At 49.1% G+C, this 19,519-nt stretch carries 12 protein-coding genes; 9 read left to right on the plus strand and 3 right to left on the minus strand.

The window, feature by feature from the left end:
• Positions 1-15: 15 nt before the first annotated feature.
• From T360_RS0100810 to T360_RS0100830, 5 genes are read left to right on the plus strand one after another with little or no spacing between them, the layout of a single operon-like run.
• Positions 16-696, plus strand: coding sequence for an ABC transporter ATP-binding protein (locus T360_RS0100810; protein WP_028911098.1), 681 nt, complete (start codon positions 16-18; stop codon positions 694-696).
• 3 nt (positions 697-699) lie between these two features.
• Positions 700-1,926 carry an ABC transporter permease gene (locus tag T360_RS0100815; protein WP_028911099.1) on the plus strand — a complete coding sequence of 409 codons (1,227 nt, stop codon included), beginning with the start codon at positions 700-702 and terminating at the stop codon, positions 1,924-1,926.
• 28 nt (positions 1,927-1,954) lie between these two features.
• On the plus strand, positions 1,955-3,223 hold the full coding sequence (locus T360_RS0100820; protein ID WP_028911100.1) for an ABC transporter permease: 1,269 nt from the start codon (positions 1,955-1,957) through the stop codon (positions 3,221-3,223).
• 27 nt (positions 3,224-3,250) lie between these two features.
• On the plus strand, positions 3,251-4,354 hold the full coding sequence (locus T360_RS0100825) for an efflux RND transporter periplasmic adaptor subunit (RefSeq protein WP_051523255.1): 1,104 nt from the start codon (positions 3,251-3,253) through the stop codon (positions 4,352-4,354).
• Between the two features lie 34 nt (positions 4,355-4,388).
• Entirely contained in the window at positions 4,389-5,714 is a 1,326-nt protein-coding gene (locus tag T360_RS0100830; protein WP_197019245.1) for a TolC family protein, read from the plus strand.
• Between the two features lie 512 nt (positions 5,715-6,226).
• On the opposite strand, the gene T360_RS14275 is transcribed toward T360_RS0100830, so the two are convergent.
• The 3 genes from T360_RS14275 to T360_RS0100850 are packed head-to-tail and all read right to left on the minus strand — an operon-like array spanning position 6,227 to position 11,580.
• Complete coding sequence (locus T360_RS14275) at positions 6,227-8,245, minus strand: alpha-L-arabinofuranosidase C-terminal domain-containing protein (protein WP_081772641.1); 2,019 nt, start codon at positions 8,243-8,245, stop codon at positions 6,227-6,229.
• A 5-nt stretch (positions 8,246-8,250) separates the two neighbouring features.
• Positions 8,251-10,683 carry a beta-L-arabinofuranosidase domain-containing protein gene (locus tag T360_RS0100845; RefSeq protein ID WP_369793473.1) on the minus strand — a complete coding sequence of 811 codons (2,433 nt, stop codon included), beginning with the start codon at positions 10,681-10,683 and terminating at the stop codon, positions 8,251-8,253.
• A 12-nt stretch (positions 10,684-10,695) separates the two neighbouring features.
• On the minus strand, positions 10,696-11,580 hold the full coding sequence (locus tag T360_RS0100850) for a PfkB family carbohydrate kinase (protein ID WP_028911105.1): 885 nt from the start codon (positions 11,578-11,580) through the stop codon (positions 10,696-10,698).
• Positions 11,581-11,710: 130 nt separating this feature from the next.
• On the opposite strand from T360_RS0100850, the gene T360_RS0100855 reads away from it, so the two are divergent.
• The 4 genes from T360_RS0100855 (at position 11,711) to T360_RS0100870 (ending at position 19,474) form a co-directional block, all read left to right on the plus strand.
• Entirely contained in the window at positions 11,711-13,078 is a 1,368-nt protein-coding gene (locus T360_RS0100855; RefSeq protein WP_028911106.1) for a glycoside hydrolase family 28 protein, read from the plus strand.
• A 52-nt stretch (positions 13,079-13,130) separates the two neighbouring features.
• A complete protein-coding gene (locus tag T360_RS0100860) occupies positions 13,131-16,184 on the plus strand; it encodes a TonB-dependent receptor (protein ID WP_028911107.1) in 3,054 nt (1,017 codons plus the stop codon).
• Positions 16,185-16,198: 14 nt separating this feature from the next.
• Complete coding sequence (locus T360_RS0100865; protein WP_028911108.1) at positions 16,199-17,896, plus strand: RagB/SusD family nutrient uptake outer membrane protein; 1,698 nt, start codon at positions 16,199-16,201, stop codon at positions 17,894-17,896.
• A gap of 135 nt (positions 17,897-18,031) precedes the next feature.
• On the plus strand, positions 18,032-19,474 hold the full coding sequence (locus tag T360_RS0100870) for a glycoside hydrolase family 28 protein (protein WP_231488010.1): 1,443 nt from the start codon (positions 18,032-18,034) through the stop codon (positions 19,472-19,474).
• Positions 19,475-19,519: the final 45 nt, after the last annotated feature.

Here is a 19,519-nt window from a genome sequence, read left to right on the forward strand (position 1 = left end):
GTAAATAGATGAATTATGATAGACTTAAAAGGCATACATAAGACGTATCCGGGAGTCCAACCCCTTCACGTGTTGAAGGGGGTGGATCTCCATATCTCTGAGGGAGAACTGGTCAGTATCATGGGCCCATCGGGCTCAGGAAAGAGCACGATGCTTAACATTATGGGTATCCTTGATGACTATGATGAGGGCGAGTATTCCTTGGCAGGTCATGTAATAGGTGGGCAAAGTGAGCGTGACCAGGCCCGACTGCGAAACCAACTGATTGGTTTTATCTTCCAGTCGTTTAACCTCATTAACTTCAAGAACGCCATGGAGAATGTGGCCCTTCCTCTTTATTATAGAGGTGTTGGGCGCGAGGAGCGTAATCGGTTGGCCATGGAATATCTGGATAAGGTGGGACTGGCTGAACACTGGCATCATCTGCCTATGCAGCTGTCGGGTGGTCAGCGTCAGCGTGTGGCAATTGCCCGTGCCCTGATATCGCACCCCAAGATTATCCTAGCAGATGAACCTACGGGTGCACTGGACAGTAAAACCACGCAAGAGGTGATGGACATGCTGAGGGCGGTGAATCGCGAACAGGGTCAGACGGTTATTATCGTGACCCATGAACAGGAGATTGCCGACCAGACGGATCGTCGTATCTTCTTCAGAGATGGTGTGATTTTTAAAGATGAATATAGCAGAACATAAGATATGGGAGAATTATTTGATGAAGTGCTGACTGCCATGAGGAGCAACCGACTGCGTATCGCGTTGACGGGTTTCTCTATCGCCTGGGGTATGTTTATCCTGGTGGTACTGTTGGGCTCATCTGGTGGTTTTCAGCGCGGCCTCTATAAAACCTTCCATCTGGATATCAACCAAATAGTCAGGATTAATGCAGGAAAGACGATCATGGCATGGCAGGGTATGGAGAAAGGGCGACAGCTGAAACTGAACATGGCTGATGCTGAAGCCATCGAGCAGAGCCATATACAGCATATTCTGCAGGTGTATCCAATGGCAACCCAATCTCTGGAAGTGAGTGTCGGTAAGAATCATGTTAAGCTGCCCGTCACAGGCTGTAATGCGCACTACCTGAGTGTAGATTATCGTAAACTGAAGGCTGGTAGGGATTTTAACCAACGCGATATGGATGAACTTTCCAAGTCGTGTATTATTAATGATCGCTTGGCGCGCCAGTTGTTTCAGGATAAGAGTCCTGTTGGACAGCTTATCACCATTGGCGATTTCGCTTTTGTGGTTGTGGGGGTATGTAATAGTAGTCTTAATTCCGACATGTCTTTGGCTGCATATATCCCATTATCAACCATGTTGACTGCTTATCGACCTGATGGCACCATCGATGGTATCAATCTGGTGGTAGAGAATCTGGAGTCTGTTGAGCATAACGAGCATCTGGAACGTGAACTGCACGATTTGCTGGCTGCGCGTTTGGGATGTAGCCCCAAGGACCATAAGGGCGTAGTGGTGAGCAACTCTTACGAACAGATTCTCAGCACAAAAAAAATGATAGCAGGAATTGGCATTTTCGTTTGGATTATTGGCATCGCCACTCTTATTGCAGGTATCGTAGGCGTTAGCAATATTATGCTCATTACCATTAAGGAACGCACACGCGAGTTGGGTGTTCGTAAGGCAATGGGAGCCAGTAATGAGCATATTATTACGATGGTGCTATTAGAGTCGGTTATCATCACTCTGATCTTTGGTTACATTGGGTTGATGCTTGGTGTCGGACTCACTCAGTTGCTGGATACGGCTTTGGGGACAGCCATTCCCATGTTCCAGAATCCAACAGTTGACTTCTGGCCCATAATAGGTTGTAACTTCATCATGGTGCTGGCGGGATTAGTGGCAGGCTATGTGCCGGCCAGACGTGCGGTTCGTATCAAACTGGTAGAGGCGCTGATGTCGTAAATGAGAATATTCAAAAGATAGATATATTATGATAGATAAAGATTTCTGGCAGGAGGTACTGCAAACGATACGGCAACAGAAGTGGCGTTCGCTGATGACTGCTTTTGGTATATTCTGGGGACTGTTGATGCTGATGTTTCTCATTGGGGCAGGTATGGGCTTCCAAGAGGGCATCGTTGGACAGCTGAAGCAGATGCCTGCAAACTCTGCCGCCTACTCCACTGATGTGACCACAATGGCCTATAACGGCTTTGAACGTGGCCGCTCGTGGAGTATTGATTTTAAGGATGTAGAAGCCATACAGGCTAAATACCCTGGATCCATCAAGCAGGCTATCTATGTAAAATATTTACCAGCAGCAAATAGTACACTGATTGTTTCTTCGAGAAGTGCAACAGATGAACTGACAGTTGCAGGAGTGTCACCATTCTTGTCTGTTATGTCGCCACAGCGAATCGTTACCGGTAGATATATCAACGAATTTGATTGCGACGAGCGGCGAAAAGTGTGCGTCATCGGAATTGAAGTTGCCAAGACACTTTTCCCAAATGACGACTCCCCTATAGGGCAAAGCATCAATATAGCAGGCACCTCTTACGATGTAATTGGTGTTACTAAGAAAACTAACGATATGGTGAACCTTGGTCCGCATGAGTCCAAGTCTGTATTTCTCCCCATTTCCACAGCACAGCATGTGTTCAACGTTGTAGGAAAAGCGGACAGACTGTTTCTTGTGCTTGATGACAAATATGATTCTGGCAGCTACTACAAACCTATTGATGATATTATTCGTCAGCGCCATCAGATTCATCCTGATGATGATGTCGCATTGATGTCAAACGACCTGAAAAGTCAGCTCAATCAATTTGACATCATGATTGGCGGTCTTAATGCCTTGGTATGGCTGGTGGGCTTGGGAACGCTGTTGGCAGGTCTTATCGGCATCTCAAACATTATGATGATTACCGTGAAGGAGCGCACGCAGGAGATAGGCGTACGTCGTGCCTTAGGGGCTGAGCCATGGACTATCATCAAGCAGATTATGTGTGAGAGCCTGGTACTGACGCTGGCTGCTGGCATTGTTGGTATTATAGCAGGCGTGTGGGGACTGTATGCCGTCAACCGCATGACGGCTGCGTCTATGAGCGATGGTGGATTCTTTACCAATCCTCATGTACCTTTTATACCAGCTATAGCAGCTCTGATAATCCTGATTATCGGAGGCCTGTTTGCAGGTTTCGTACCAGCCAAGCGTGCCATGGCCATTAAGGCTATTGAGGCATTACGCGAAGAGTAGAAAAGAATAAATAAAAACAATACGGATATGATGAAAAGAATTCTAAAAACTGGTGGATGGGTCCTCGTAGGACTGTTTGTCATCTACACCTTCTATTTCCTCTGGAAACAGTCACAACCGGCTCCGGTAGTTTATGAACTTGTAACGCCCGAACAGCGCGACATCCAGCAGCGAACCATTGCTACGGGTGCCTTGGAGGCTCGTACGCAAGTGGAACTGAAACCGCAGATTACGGGTGTTGTATCGTCGTTGCATGTTCAGCCTGGTCAGCAGATAAAGGCTGGCGACCTGGTGGCTGTCATCCGCGTAATCCCCGATATGAGTCAGCTCACGATGGCTCAGAGTGATGTTGAGGCTGCACGCATCTCGCTTGATGAGATACAGCGTGAGGCCGATCGCACACAGCGATTGTTCGAGAAAGGGGTGGTGAGTAAGGAGGAGAACGAGCAATTCCAAAATAAGTTGGCTGCTGCCAAGGATAAGCTTTCGGCTGCTCGCGCCCAGGTCGAGGTCATCACAAAGGGCTCAAGTGTCCGTGCAGGCAGTGTGAACACCACAGAGGTGCGTTCCACCATGAATGGTATCGTGCTCAATGTGCCTGTAAAGGTTGGCACCTCTGTCAGTGGCTCGTCGGCATTCTCGCAGGGCACTACCATTGCTACGGTGGCTGATATGAAAGATGTTATTTTCCGTGGAAATATAGATGAAACCGAGGTGGCTAAGCTGCATACCGGCATGGAGGTGACACTTACGCCAGGCTCTATGCAGGAAGTGAAGATTCCTGCCGTGCTCGACTATATAGCTCCAGAGGGAACATTACAGAATGGTGCCAAGGTATTTGAGCTTAAAGCTACAGCCACTATCCCGCAGGGAGTTGAGATACGCTCGGGTTATAGTGTCAATGCTAGTATTATACTGAGTGAAGACAAACAGGCTTTGTCTATCGACGAGACCTGCGTGGAGTTTGAAGACAACAAACCATTTGTGTTTCGTTTGACTTCATCCGAAACCGATGTTGAGAACCAGCAGTGGGAGCGTATTCCTGTAGAGCTGGGCATCTCAGATGGCATATATGTGGTTGTGAAGTCGGGTGTGAGCAAGGATGACCGCTTGCGTGGCATCCAGAAATAGTTACACCTTGCAGATGAATAATAACCAAACAGTAATGGCAATGAAAGCAAACTATATGAAAGCGATGTTGCTGACGGCTATGCTGGCATGTGCAGCCTCGGTGAGTGCCCAGCAGTGGACGCTCGACCAGTGCATTGAGTATGCCACATCGCATAATATTGATATCCGTAGGCGAGCTCTGCAGATACAGCAACGCGAATTAGCGCTCAATACAAGTCGTAACGAGTGGCTGCCAGAGGTTGATGCACAGTTGGGCGAACAGTTCAGTTTTGGAAACTACAACTCTACAACCGGTTCGATGGATGGTAGTGTTGCGGGTTCTAACAATGATCTGTCATACACAACAGGCAGTGTAACGGCTACGATGAATATCTTTGATGGCATGAAGGTTAAGAATAAAGTAACGGCCAATCGGTTTAGTCTTGATGCTGCCGTGGCCAACTTAGAGAAAGCCCGCAAGGATATAGGTATCCAGATAGCTGTTCAGTATTTGCAATGTTTGTATTATCGGAGTATGGCTGATGAGGCTCGTGCGCAAGTGGAGCTAAGTTGCGAGATGGTAAACCGTGCGCGGGTGCTCGTTGATGAGGGCAAACGCCCTATGAGCGAACTGAAAGATATGGAGGCCCAGGCTGCCAACGATGAGTATAGTCTGACCAATGCCAATGGTCAGTACACCCTGGAATTGACCACCTTGGCACAGCTACTCAACCTGCCCACAGCTGAAGGCTTTGATATTGCTGATATCAATGAGGAAGGTGAAACACCAGTTGTAAACTATGAAAAGGTGGCTGAGAGTTGGCCATCTATCATGGCTGCTAAGGCACAGATAGAAGCGAGCAAGGCCCAGGTGAACGTGGCTCGTTCGGATTATTATCCAACACTCTATCTGCAAGGCGGTTTGCGTACCTTCTACGTGAATTTCTTTCATCGCGACATGCGTTGGGGCAGTTGGAATAAGCAGTTCTTGGATAAGAATATGAACGAAGTGATAGGTTTACACCTGAAAGTGCCCATCTTTAATCGTTTCCAAACGCGCAACAATATCCGTTCCGCTAAGATGGATGTGATGAATCAGAGTTTGGCGCTAGAAGAGGCACGCCTGAATCTGAGTAAAGAGATACAGACGGCTCAGACTAATGCCCATGTGGCACGTCAAAAACAAGCTTCGGCACAGAAGGCTGTTGATGCAGCAGCTGTAAGTTTAAGTTATGAGCAGGAGCGCTACGATGCAGGGCGCAGTAGTGTGTTTGATTTGTTGCAGGCCCGTCAGAAACATCTGGAGGCCCGCCAGGATGCCGTGCAAGCCAAATACGAGTTGATGATACGTCAGCGTATATTGAAGTTCTACACAGAGTAGCATAAAAGAAGGCTTGCTCAAAATTCCTTGAGCAAGCCTTTGTTTGTACATCTATTTGAATTCCGACTTACAATCATCACAAAAAAATGTTTTCTTTTTTAGTAAGTAAAGTATCAATATACCCACCGATTCTCCTATTATTCCTGCAGGAATGACAGAGGAAAGTTCTTCTGTCCTTCCATCTTTACAGAATAAGAAAATCAATAAAGGGAAATATATCCCATTAAAGAGGATAAACTTTTTTTTATCGCTAATCATTTTCTTTGGGTTCTGACGCACGTGTACAGAACCGCAATAAGGACAATTTTTACTCTTATTATTCATATTAGTTAATCTGTTTGGTTTATATTTAAATCGGATGCAAAAATAAAAAAAAGATTTGGATGAAACAAGCGTTTTTGTCCAAATCTATACTTTTTACCCCACTTTTGGACAAAAACGCCTGAACAGATAAAAACAAAAAAGGTGCAGCTCGTGTTGAGTTGCACCTTTTTTTGTATGTTTAGCTGATGTTACAGCTGGTACTGCAGCATCACCATTGAGTAGGGGGCCAGGTCGAGGGTGAACTTCTTCTGAGCCTTGATCTGCTCTTTCTTAGGAGCGATGGGCTGGGCATCGAAGTTGTTCTCGTCGTTGGGCTGACCTGCGAGGGTGGTCTTGGTGGCCAGCTTCTTGATGCCAAAGCGGCTCAGGTTGATGTTGGCCTTCTTGGCATCGGCACTGGCGTTAATCAGTTTCACGAACAGCTGGCGGGTTTTGGTGTTGAGAATCACGCTCTGACCATAGTGCACACCCTCCATAGGCTGGATGGCATCGGCAGCATCGCCCTCAAACTTCACGCAGTCGCCATAGTAGTAGTTGCCGCTCGACTGGCCGAACAGCTGCTGAACATAGTAGCTGCAGGTGAGGAATGGGCGCTCGTTGTCGTAGTAGATGAGGTCGGGATTCCACTGGGTGCCGTTCTTGCGGGCAAACAGGGGAGCGTAAGATGTCATGGCTACTACATCACCATTGCGCTCTACGTGCAACAGATACAGACCTTCGGCCAGGGCGTCGATGAGTTTCTTGTCCTTAGCGGCATACTCGCCCAGATAGACCTTGGTCTTGCGGTCGCGGGGATAGCTGTCGTACTGGCGCTTGTTCAGGAAGTAGGTGTTGGGCTCGTAGTAGTGCTCGTCGAGGATAGGCATATTGAGTTCCTCGGCCAGCTTCCAACCGTTCTGATAGTCGCCGTTATCGGCATGCGAGCCGGGACCGGCTGTGCCCACAATCACAATCTCGGGATGCGCCTTGGTAACACGCTCGTAGATATACTTGAAGCGCTCGCAGAACTCGGGCGAGATGCGCTCCTCGTTACCAATACCTAAGTATTTGAGGTTGAAGGGCTTGGGATGACCTGCCTCGGCACGCATCTTGGCCCATTTGTTGGTGGCGGGATCGCCGTTGGCCCACTCAATCAGGTCGATGCACTCGTCAACCCACTCGTCCATCTCGCTCATGGGAACTACATCTTGAGCTTGGCCTTTCATGCCCCAACCACCGTTGGCGCCTTGACAGCTGACGCCGGCAGGCAGGATGGGTAGGGGCTCCATACCCAGATCCTCGCAGAACTGGAAGTACTCGAAATATCCCAGACCTACACTCTGGTGATAGCCCCAGGTGTTTTTGAGCTGGCGGCGTGTTTCCTTAGGACCGATAGTGGTCTTCCAGCGATAAGTGTTCCAGAATCCGTCGCCACCACCGTGAACCACACATCCGCCAGGGAAGCGCATGAACTTAGGCTTCAGATCGGCCAGGGCCTGAGCCAGATCCTTACGCAGGCCGTGGCCCTTATATGTATCTTCGGGCATAAGTGATACCACATCGATATCCATATCACCCTTGGTAAGTACCAGAATCTGTAGGGCAGCCTGCTTGCAGTCGGCATTAGGTGTAAGCACAGCCTCGAACTTCTTCCAGTCGCCGTTGCTTACGTCGAAGGTTGTTTCGGCCAGCAGTTTGGGATCCTTTGGTGGCCAGCCCTTTACAGGCTCAATCAGTACCACGCGTACCTGCTTGGCATCGCCTTTTACATTGCGCATAAAGGCTGAGAAGTCGTACTTCTCGCCTGCCTTAACTGAGATGCCGTCGAAACCGTCGTTCTGAATGCCGAAGCCAGTCCAACCTGTGTAATCGTAATACTGGTTGGCACGCTCGCAGTGCAGGCGCATATAGGTTGCGTTGTTGGCATGAACGGGGTTGTCCATGCGTGGCTGGATATAGCCGGTAGAGTGACCAGGACGGGTGATGCGCCAGGCGGTGCCAGGGCCCCATCCGTCGCGCTCAACGGGCGAGAACTCGAAGGCACCGTTCTGGATGAGCTCGGCATAGAGACCGCCATCGGCAGAATTGTTGATGTCTTCGAAGAAGATGCCAATGAGCTCGTCGCTGATGGCCTTGCCGCCAGCAGGGGCTTTCACTGGTTTCTGGGCGTTAAGACCCATGGTGGCTGCTGCAAGCGCAGCGCAGAGAATAGAACGTTTGTAGTACATAGTTGTTATTGTTGATTGTTACTAATTAGTCTCACTTCGTAAATCTCGCCAACCTGCTTGCGAGGTTTGGCCACGAACTTAATGCGCACCTGCTTCTTGCCCTTGAGCAGCTGGGCGGGGATGGGATACTCCTCGAACTTGAACTGCGAGGTGCGATATTTGCCGGTGAGGTTGACTGACGTCATGAGCGCATCGTCCACATAGATGTCGAACTCGGGGTTCTTCCAATCGCCTACACCCCAGTATTTCAGGCGCAGGCTCAGGTCGGTCTGGCCGCCTGTCTGCATCAGGTAGCTGAAGTAGTGGCCATCGCGAGCATCGCGGAAGAATACATCATTGGTATTGCCTACAGTCGAATTGTCGGTTTCCATAAAGTGGTCGCTCTCAGGCTGTTGCTCGCCTGGCTGCACTTTATCGGTGGTGCGGGCCTCGAGTGCCTGGCGCTCCTGCTCCTGCTTGGCCAGGTTGGCCAGATAGTCCTTGTAGCTATCCTGGCTCAGTGCCAGCCAGTACATCATGTAACGGGCATCGTGCAGCTCGAAGAAAGGCATCAGCTCCATTGTTGACAGCTGACAGTTGATAGTTGACAATGAACCGTCCTGGCGGAAGCTGAAATGAAGGGGCTTCCCTGCTATGGGTTGCAGCAGGTTGGCGATGCTCTCCACATCTTTGTTAACCAGGATAGGGGCCTGGTCGATAGGCAGTTTTTTGCCTGTGGCCAACTGTCCGAATCGGCTGTCGTCGGCTATCAGGTGTGCCAAATCCTCTGTGCCTGTCTTCATGGCCAGCATGATGGGGCCGTGCATCAGGGCGATGTACTGTGGCATATTGGGCAGATACTTCACACTGTTGTACATGGGGAACTGGATATCTATCACGTCGCCCTTCTTCCACTGGCGATCGATGGCGACATAGCTCGACGGACCTGTGACGATGCTCACGGGCTTGCCATTCACCTTAACGCTGAACAGGCCTGGCTTTACCCAGCCTGGGTAGCGCACCATGATGGGTGCTGGCTGTTTGGTGTTGGGTGATTGCGTGATGGTGATACGGCTGTTCTCGCTATAGGGGAAGTTGGTTTCCTGGCGCAGTTTGATGCCCTTAGCCTGCCAGTTGAGCTCAGAGGCTACAAAAAGATTCACGTAGAGGGCGTTGTCATGATGGGTATAGACAAACTGTCCGTACTTGCCATGATTCTCCATGCCTGTGCCTACGCAGCACCACATGGCCTCGTTGGGGGCCGAGTAGTTGCGGTAGTGGCGTGGACGTGCTGAAGTGAAATACACATAGCCGCCGTGCTCAGGATGCTGGGTAGAGAGGATATGATTAAATGTGGCCAGCTCGAAGAAGTCGGCATAGCGGGCTTCGGGGTTGCGGCGATGCAGATCCTCGGTCAGCTTCAGCATGTTGTTGGTGTTGCAACTTTCTGGTCCGTCGATATCCTGCACAAAGTCCTGACAGGCCTCGCGACTGGGGAAGTGCTCGCGACGGCTGTTGCCACCAAAAGCTAGTGTGCGCTCGCCTGTTACGATATCCCAGAAGTAGGCACCAGCGGTGTGGTAAGCCTCGTCGCCACTCAGCTCGGCTATACGCTCAAAGCCTATCACCTTGGGCACCTGGGTGTTGGCATGCATGTTGTCGAGCACGTCGCGGCGCTGCATCAGCGGGTTCAGCAGGCGGCGATGCGAGAATCGGCGGGCCACATCCAGATATTTCTGCTCGCCAGTGATGGCGTAGGCATCGGCCAGCACCTCGTTCATGCCACCATGCTCGGTATCCAGCGCGCGCTCCATCTGAGCATCGGTGAGATGGGCTGTCAGGTCGATGGCCCAGTCGCAGAAGCCCAGAAAGAGCTGTTTGGCCTGCTCGTTGCCGCAGTAAACCCACGCATCGCGCAGACCAGCATACATCTTATGTAGATTATAGAAAGGAACCCATGCGCCATAATAGGGGCCGAAGTTGCCTTTCTTGAAGTTGCTCCAGATACGATCGCTGCCAGGCACACCGCCCACATAGCCACGGCCCCATTCGGGGTGGTTCTTGGCGTTGGCATCGGCACAGGCCTGCAGCTCGCTAATCCAGTACTCCATACGCTCGCGGCACTCTTTGCTGCCTGTGGCCGCATTGATGGCCATCGCAGTCAGATAGTGTCCGCCCACGTGTCCGTCAAGTCCGTCCCAGTTGGGGTACGACTTGCCTTTGGGGGTTAGTCCGGCCTCTTTCAGGTAAGGTGCCAACAGACGGTCGTTGTCGTACTTCAGCAGTGTCTGGATGTTCAGGTCGCGGGCATGCTTCAGTGGTCCGTCCAGCAGGGTCACATCCCCTAAGGGAAACTCATCGGCATACAGCCTGTCTTGGGCGTAGCTACTGCCAGCTGCCAATGATAGCAGCGCGGTTAGTAGCAGGCCTCGTGAATGGTTGTTAAATAGGTACATCATTTGTTATAGTTGTTATTGATTATTGCGGATGATTTGGTAAACATCATCTATGGTATGGGCGAATGGTCCTGTGTGCTCTAATTTCAGAGTACACATAGCAGCTGCAAACTGTCCGCTCTCTACATAGCTCATACCTTTGGCGCGGGCATACAGATAGCCAGCACTATAGGTGTCGCCGCAGCCTGTGGCATCAACCAGCTTGGCAGGTGGGTAGGCAGGCGTCTCGTAGAACTGTCCCTCGGCGTAGATGACTGAGCCGCCACCACCTAGGGTGATGATCACCTCGCGCACACCCCAGTCGTTGATCTGCTGGGCAGCCTCGTAGGGATTGGTCATGTTGGTGAGCGTCTGGCATTCCCATTCGTTTACCTTCAGGATGGCAGTATGCTTCAGCAGGCGCAGCTTGTCTGTCCATTCGCAAGCATGCACCTCTTCGCCTACCACCTTGCGCAGGTAGCCCTGCACATCGATGCTTACATCGCCTTTGGTGTCCAGATACTCTACAATCTCAGGTGCAAAGTCGTCGGCCAGCAGCGTACCGAGATGGAATACGCGTGCCTGCTCATCTTTCAGCTCGTTAAGTGTAAACGGAGCCGACTTGGCCAACACACGCTGCGTGCGGTTGTCCATGTTGATACCATACTTGTTCTCAAAAAACACGTTTGAATCGCTCTCATAGGCCGTCACTCTCATGCTAGCCTGGCGTAATTTTTCAACCTCGGGCATCACCTCGCGGCTCACCGATGTGATCATGTGGAAATCAATATCGTGGGGCAAAGCCTGGACGGCCCATGCCATATAGTAAGCCGAACCGCCTGCACAGTGTGTCGTAACAGGTGGGTTTTGCATAATAATTCTATCGCGGGTGATATGTCCGATGCAGCAAATGTCTGTCATATTGTCGACTTTAAATTGGAGTTTGTCTTTATTTGGGTGCAAAGATAACGATTTTTTTATAATTTTTTTGTTTTATTCGGAAAATATGCTATCTTTGCATTCGGAATTATTCGTTACTACTAAGAAATAAATGACGAAAAAAACATTTTTGCAGGTAATTCTGCTTTGGATGACAGTGATGTCAGCAGCGGCACAGACAGTTTACGATGTGACGGCAGCAGGAGCTATAGGTAATGGCATTGCAAACGATGCCCAGGCCATTCAGCGTGCCATTGATAAGTGTTCGGCTGAAGGTGGTGGGCGTGTGCTGTTGCCACGTAATCATACTTTCCTGGCTGGTCCTATCCAGCTTAAGAGCAATGTAGAACTTTATCTGGAGGCTACAGCCACGCTGAAGGCTAATCCTGACGAGAGTATTTATAAGCAGAGTGCTTTTGGCGCAAACCGCGGCGAGGGTATGCTGTGGCTTTGGGCCGAGCATGCCGAGAACATCAGCATCTGTGGTAAGGGTACCATCCATGGCAATGGCATCGCCTTTATGGGTGCCGAGCTGAGTGATAGCTACGAGTTGAAGCCGCTGAAGGATCAGACCTTCGACCCGCGCCCGCATGTGCTCACGCTGACTGATGTGAAGCATCTCACCATCCGTGATGTCACCATCAAGGAGGGGGCCTACTGGACTGTGCATCTCATCGGTTGCGATGAGGCTGTGATTGATGGCATCAATTTGCTGAACAACTTGAAAATCCGCAATGGCGATGGCATTGATATCGACCACTCTAAGCATGTGCGTATCGCCAACTGCCATATCACCAGTGGCGACGACTGCATTTGTTTGAAGAACCGTCGAGAGTTTAAGCAGTATGGCTCGTGCCACGATATTACGGTTACCAACTGTGTGATGTCGAGCCGCTCGTGTGCTATCAAGATTGGTAGCGAGAATATGGACTCTATCTATAACGTGGTGTTCGACAACTGCATCATCACCGGCTCTAACCGTGGTCTGGGCATCCAGAATCGCGACGAGGGCACCGTGACTGATGTGGTATTTTCGAATATCCAATTGGATTGCCGCTTGTGGAGCGATGTGTGGTGGGGCAAGGCCGAGCCTATCTATGTGACCAGCTATCCACGTGCCAACGGCAATCATAAGGATGCCAACTGGCGATTCCCCAAGGGGCAGATAGAGGGCCGTTGTGGCGAGGTGAGCCGCATCTACTTCAATAACATCACCGCCACCAGCCAGAACGGCTGCTTTGTAGGTGGTGACGTTCCCGGCAAAGTGCGCGACATCTATTTTAATAATGTACGCGTAACTCTCCGCTCAACCTATGGTCGCTCGCAAGGCGAGAACTCTCAACTCTCAACTTTCAACTCTCAACTGTCCATGGACAAACGTCCATGTAAAGGCGAAGGCTTTATCAAGGCCGACCTGAAAGCCATGCAATCCATGAAGGTGCCTTTGATAACAGAGAACGCCACCGTGGTGATAGAATAAGAAATAAACAAGAAAACTTATATTTTATTTGTACTAACTTTAATTAATGATTATGCAAAAGATCCTAAATCTCAAGCAAGGAATGCAGAAGACCATGTTCTTCGTGTTCTTTCTGTTGTGCAGTACAGTGATGCTGGCACAGAACAAGGTGTCGGGAACTGTACTGGACGCTACTGGTGAGCCACTGATTGGCGTAAGCGTTCTGGAGACAGGTACCAACAATGGTGTAGTGACCGACTTCAATGGTGACTTTACACTCACAGTGAAGCAGGGTGCCAAGCTTACATTCTCTTACGTAGGCTACACCTCTAAGACTCTGGCTGCCGCCAACGGCATGAAGGTAACTCTCGAAGAGGATAACAAGGTACTGAACGAAGTTGTAGTAGTAGGTTATGGTACCATGCGCCGCAAGGACGTTACCTCGTCTATCACCACCGTGAAGTCAGAAGATTTGAACAAGGGTGTATTCACAGATCCAGGACAGATGCTGCAGGGTAAGGTTGCAGGTCTGACTGTTACTACCAATGGTGATCCTAATGGTGGCGCTTCTATCACCTTGCGTGGTGCTTCATCACTGCGTACTGGTGAGGCAATGTCGCCTTACTATGTGATCGACGGTATCCCTGGTGTTGACATCTCAATGGTAGCACCTGATGACATCGAGAGCATCGACGTGCTCCGTGATGCTTCTGCTACAGCTATCTATGGTTCTAAGGCTGCTAATGGTGTGATTATCATCACCACCAAGAGTGGACAGGAGGGCAAGACCAACGTAAGCTATAATGCTTATGTAGCCTTTGATAAGGTTTCTAAGACCCTCGATATGGCATCTGCTTCTCAGTTGCGCTCTTCTGGTCTGATTGGTCCTGAGCAGGATGGCGGTGGCGACACCGACTGGCAGAAGGAAGTGCTGCGTACTGGTTTCAGCCACAATCACAATGTAAGCATCTCTGGTGGTAACGCCAAGACTAAGTATATGGGCTCTATCAACTACATGAGTCGTCAGGGTGTTGTTCGTGGTACAGAGATGAATCGTGTTAACGCACGTACTTTGCTGACCACCAAGATTCTGAAGGATCGCTTGGAGCTGTCTGTTGGTCTGAATGCCATGCAGGGGCGTCACAATGGTGTGCCCCTCTCTGGTGTTAGCGGAATGGACGCAGGTAAGAGTGTGCTCGATGCAATGAACTACTATTCTCCTACCAACCCTGTTCGCAATGCCGACGGTTCTTGGTATGAGAGCTATATTGGTTCTGCCAACTACAACCCGATGTCAATGATATATGAGGACAGCAACCGCAATGAGTGGAAGCGCCTGCAGTATATTGCTAAAGCCTCTTTGAAGGTGATCGACGGCTTGGTATGGCATGCTAACTATTCATATGATAGCGGTCAGAATACCTATAGCTGGTATCAGACACACGAGACACAGATGGATAAGGGTTATAACGGACGTGCACATCGTGACACCTATATGCGTCATAACCAGACTTTTGAAACCTATGGCAACTACGATGTTACCATTGCAAAGGTACACAAGCTGGGTTTGATGGCTGGTTACTCTTGGGAGGAGCGCGTTGGTAACGATGGCTTCGGTGTAACAGTCAACAACTTCTACAATGACGTAACTGGTTTCTGGAATCTGCGCTATGCCAACAATATCAATGGTATTACCGATGTACAGGGCTCTTCACGTACAAAGATCCGCAACATCTCATTCTATGGTCGTGTGAACTACTCGTTCAACAGCCGCTATATGTTGCAGGCTACCGTACGTCGTGATGGTTCTTCTGTATTTGGTAAGGATCATCACTGGGGAACTTTCCCATCAGTATCTGCTGCTTGGAATATCACAGAGGAGAGCTTCATGAAGAATCAGAACGTATTCGATCAGTTGAAGCTTCGTGTAGGTTATGGTGTCAGTGGTAATGCCATGGGCTTTGGCGCTTATGATGCTATCGCAACATATGGTTTGAACACCAACTCTTTCGATTATGTTCTTCCTGACGGAACCAAATACACCATGTATGGTATCGAGGCTCAGAACAACCCAAATCCCGACCTGAAGTGGGAGCGTACAGCCATGCTGAACGTTGGTGTTGACTTCGCATTCCTGGGTGGACGCATCAATGGTAGTGTTGAGTACTACAACAAGAAGACTAGTGATCTGATTTGGAGCTATGCCGTTTCTACAAGTGTATATCCATTGAGTTGGATTCGTGCTAACGTAGGTGATATTACCAACCGCGGTATTGAGTTCACTCTGAACGCTACACCTGTTAAGACCAAGGACTTTACATGGAGCACCACTCTGAACCTGTCGCACAATAAGAATACAGTTGATAAGCTGTCAAACTCTACTTATAGTGTAGATTATGTAGATCAGGGTAATCCTAACATCGGTGGTGTTTCTGCTAATGCTGATACACAGCGTATTATGGAAGGTGAGCCTCTTGGTACTTTCTGGACCTATAAGCATGCTGGCTATGATACAAATGGTAACAGCGTATTCTTGGTAGGCAATCTGGATAAGCACAAGGATGGAGAGGGCAATGTTCAGGCCGATACTTATCAGGACGCCAATGGCAACTGGGTAACATCTAATCCTGGTTACGAGGATAAGTTTAAGTGTGGTTCAGCCCAGCCAAAGATTGTATATGGTTGGAACAATACACTGAACTATAAGAACTGGAGCCTGACAGCCTTCTTCCAGGGTGTATTGGGCAACAAGATTCTGAATGCCACTAAGGCTCATTATAGCTATCAGGGACACTTAGCTGGTGGTAAGAATGTTCTGGCAGAGGTTGTTAACAACAAGAAATGGCAGGCTGATGCCAATGCTCATATCCCAGGCGATAACTATCTGGAGAATGGTAGCTATCTGCGTTTGTCAACCCTGACATTGGGTTACACTTTCGATAAGTTGGGTGATTGGCTGAAGAGTGTTCAGCTCTATGCTACCTGCAACAATGTATTTACCATTACAGGTTATGATGGCATCGATCCTGAGGTTAGCCTTGGTGGTTTGACACCTGGTATCGACTATCGTGAGAGCACTTATCCTCACACTCGTTCTTTCATCATTGGTGCTAAGATTAACTTCTAAAACAAGTATAAGATATGAAAACTAATATAAAACTTTTTTTCGCAGCAGGCCTGATGGCTTTGACTGCTAGCTGTACTGACTTGGACGTTAAGCCTGAGGCTCAGTTTACAGAATATCCCAACAGCGAGGCTGCCGTTGAGGCTCAGATGGCTGATGTCTATTTCCATCTGCGTGGCACGTTGGGACGTCGCTATATGGAGGCTCAGGCACTCAGTTCTGATGAGTGGGTTGGTATCAGTTTTGATGGTGACTATGCCGATGGTGGTATCTATGCCCAGTGCTCTCTGCACAATTTCGATCCAAGTAGCGCATCAACAGGATGGTATGATGAAGTAGCTGCTGGTATCACGAAGGCTAATCGCGTTATCCTGAACATGGGTGGCGAGGAAAATGATGCTACGGCTCAGGCTCGTTATATGCGTGCTTTCTATTCTTGGATTTTGATGGATAGCTATGGCGACACCCCTATTCTCGACCACTTGGCTGCTGATGGCGAGCAGATAGACCGCTCACCACGTGCAGATGTGGCCCGCTGGATTGAAAGCGAGTTGAAGGCTATCATCGATATCCTGCCTACAAATGTTGATGTCAGCACTTATGGTAAACCAACTCGCTATGCTGCTGAGGCTCTCTTGGCTAAACTGTATATCAACTGGCCTGTATATACTGCCAGCAGCGTGACAGCTTATGATGCTGCCAGCTATAGTAATGAGCATCTGAATGATGTGGTTGCACTTTGTGATGATATTATCAACAGCAAGCAGTTCAGCCTCTCTGAGGGCGCATCAGGCTATCGTTCGAAGTTCTGGCCTAACAATGGCTACCAGATCAAGGACTTTATCTATGCTATGACCTTCGATGCTATCACTGCTCAGGGATTCCAGTATTGCCGTCCACGTATCTGGCGCCAGGGACGTAACGATGGTAATGGTGGTCCTGGTTACTTCGGTAGTGATATCGGTAACTCAACAGGTGGTAACTTCTCTATCTCACCAGAGTTTGCTGATGTACTGATGGCACTGGATACAGACGATCGTCAGGAGAATATTCTCGCAGGCAAAATTTATATGTATGATGGTACAACATATGCCAAGACATCTACTCCTTATACCTATAAAGGTGATGAGATTGTACTTGACAAGACCATCCGTTTGAAGTACACTGATGCTGAGGGTGGTGCTCATTACATTGAGTACGAGGATGGTATCAAGAATCCATCATTGTATCCTGCTGACTGCGCTATCCTAAACACTGGTAAGGATGTAAAGGGTTGGAGTCAGGGTTACAAGTCAGTGAAGTACTTTGTAATTCGTGAGGACTTTATCAATGGCCGTAACCAGAGTAACGACCTGCCTATCTTCCGCTATGCTGATATCCTGCTTACTAAGGCAGAGGCTATCAAGCGTGGTGCTTCAGCTACCAATGGTCAGACTGCTCAGAGCTTGATGAATGAGATTCGCTCTTATGTTAATGCGCCTACAGTAGCTGGCGATCCTACACTGGAGGATATCTATGCAGAGCGTGGTCGTGAGCTGTTCGATGAGAACTGGCGTCGTAACGACATGATTCGTTTTGGTCACTTCGAGGATGAATACGGATTCCACCGCAAGGGCTTCCCAACAGCTCGCTTCGACAAGGAGTGCCGTATTTTCCCAATTCCACAGGGTACTCTTAATGTGAACACCAACTGGAAGCAGAATCCTGGTTACTAATCTCTTGTAGATAATAACCCCATTAATAATACTGGGCAGCTACCGCAATGGTAACTGCCCGGTATTTGTTTGTTGCAGATAATAAAAAGTACTAATTTACCAATATTGTAAATTAAATATTGTATCTTTGCAGGCATGATACGTACTTGCTTTATCATAGTGATGGTTTTGCTCTCGATAGGAACAGCAATGCCGGCATGGGGGCAAAAGCAGTTGACAACAGCGGGAATGAGTATTCCTGCTGATGGAAAAACAGTCTGCACACAGCAGCTGCAACAAGCTATCGATGCCATAGCTAAGAAAGGTGGTGGACGGCTGGTATTCACCAAAGGATCCTATCTTACTGGCGGACTGATGTTGCGCTCGGGGGTGGAACTGCATCTTGAGGAAGGGGCAACCTTGTTGGGGAGTACCAATCCCTATGACTATCAGTCCATCTGTATCGCTCATAGTAGCGATAACAGGAATGATAATGCTGCTATGGCGCTCATCATGGCTGATGGGGCTGACCATATAAGTATCACGGGCAGTGGTACTATTGATGGTCAAGGCTTACAACTAGCGCTCAATATCGATAGCTTGCACCACACAGGCGAACGCATAGACCCCAACTACAATCAGCGACGCCAGCGCCCTAGCGAGACGGCTCGCCCCAAGCTCTTCTTCCTTTACGGATGTAAGAATGTGACGGTAGAGGGTGTTAAACTGCGTAGTAGTGCTAACTGGGGATTATCGCTTCATCTCTGCCAACAGGTACAACTGCAGCATTTGGATATTGAGAATCGGGCCTATTGGAACAACGATGGCATCGACTTGACTGACTGTCAGCATGTGTTAGTGGCTGACTGCCATATCAACTCGGCCGATGATGGGGTATGCCTGAAATCCTATCATGCTGACAGCGAGTGTTATGATATTGAGATAGCCCGATGTGATATCCGAAGCAGCGCATCAGCCGTTAAGTTTGGTACGGCCTCGTGGGGTGGCTTCCGCAAGGTATATGCGCATGATATCAAGGTGAGCGACACCTTCCGTTCGGCTATTGCCATCGAGAGTGTTGATGGAGCCCAGATAGATAGCGTGCTGGTGGAACGTGTAGAGGCTCATAATACTGGTAATCCAATTTTTATGCGATTGGGACAACGGGCTGGCGACCGTAAAGGCTCGCTCAGGAATGTAGTCATTCGTGATTTGACATGTCAGGTGCCTTTTGGACGTCCGGATGAGGCTTATGATCTGCGTGGACCAGAGGTGGATTTCTTCCATAACCCATTCCCCAGCAGTATCTGTGGCATCCCAGGCAACTGTATCGAGCATATCACACTACAGAATATCAATATCACCTGTCCTGGTCGTGCTACGAAAGGTATGGCTTATATACCGCTTTGGCGCAAGAATGATGTGCCCGAGCAAATAGGGAAGTATCCTGAGTTCACCATGTTCGGTGAGTTGCCGGCATGGGGATTTTATCTGCGGCATGTCCGTGATATCACGTTTAAAAACGTTCAATTATTGTTGGCAGACGATGATTTCCGCCCAGCAATAGTTGAAGAGGATGTAGAAGGATTTGTGAAATGAAATGTGTATCTTTTTGCTGAAAAACTTGCAAGTAATCTCAAAAAA

This window comes from Prevotella sp. MA2016 (assembly GCF_000619825.1).
GTDB lineage: Bacteria > Bacteroidota > Bacteroidia > Bacteroidales > Bacteroidaceae > Prevotella.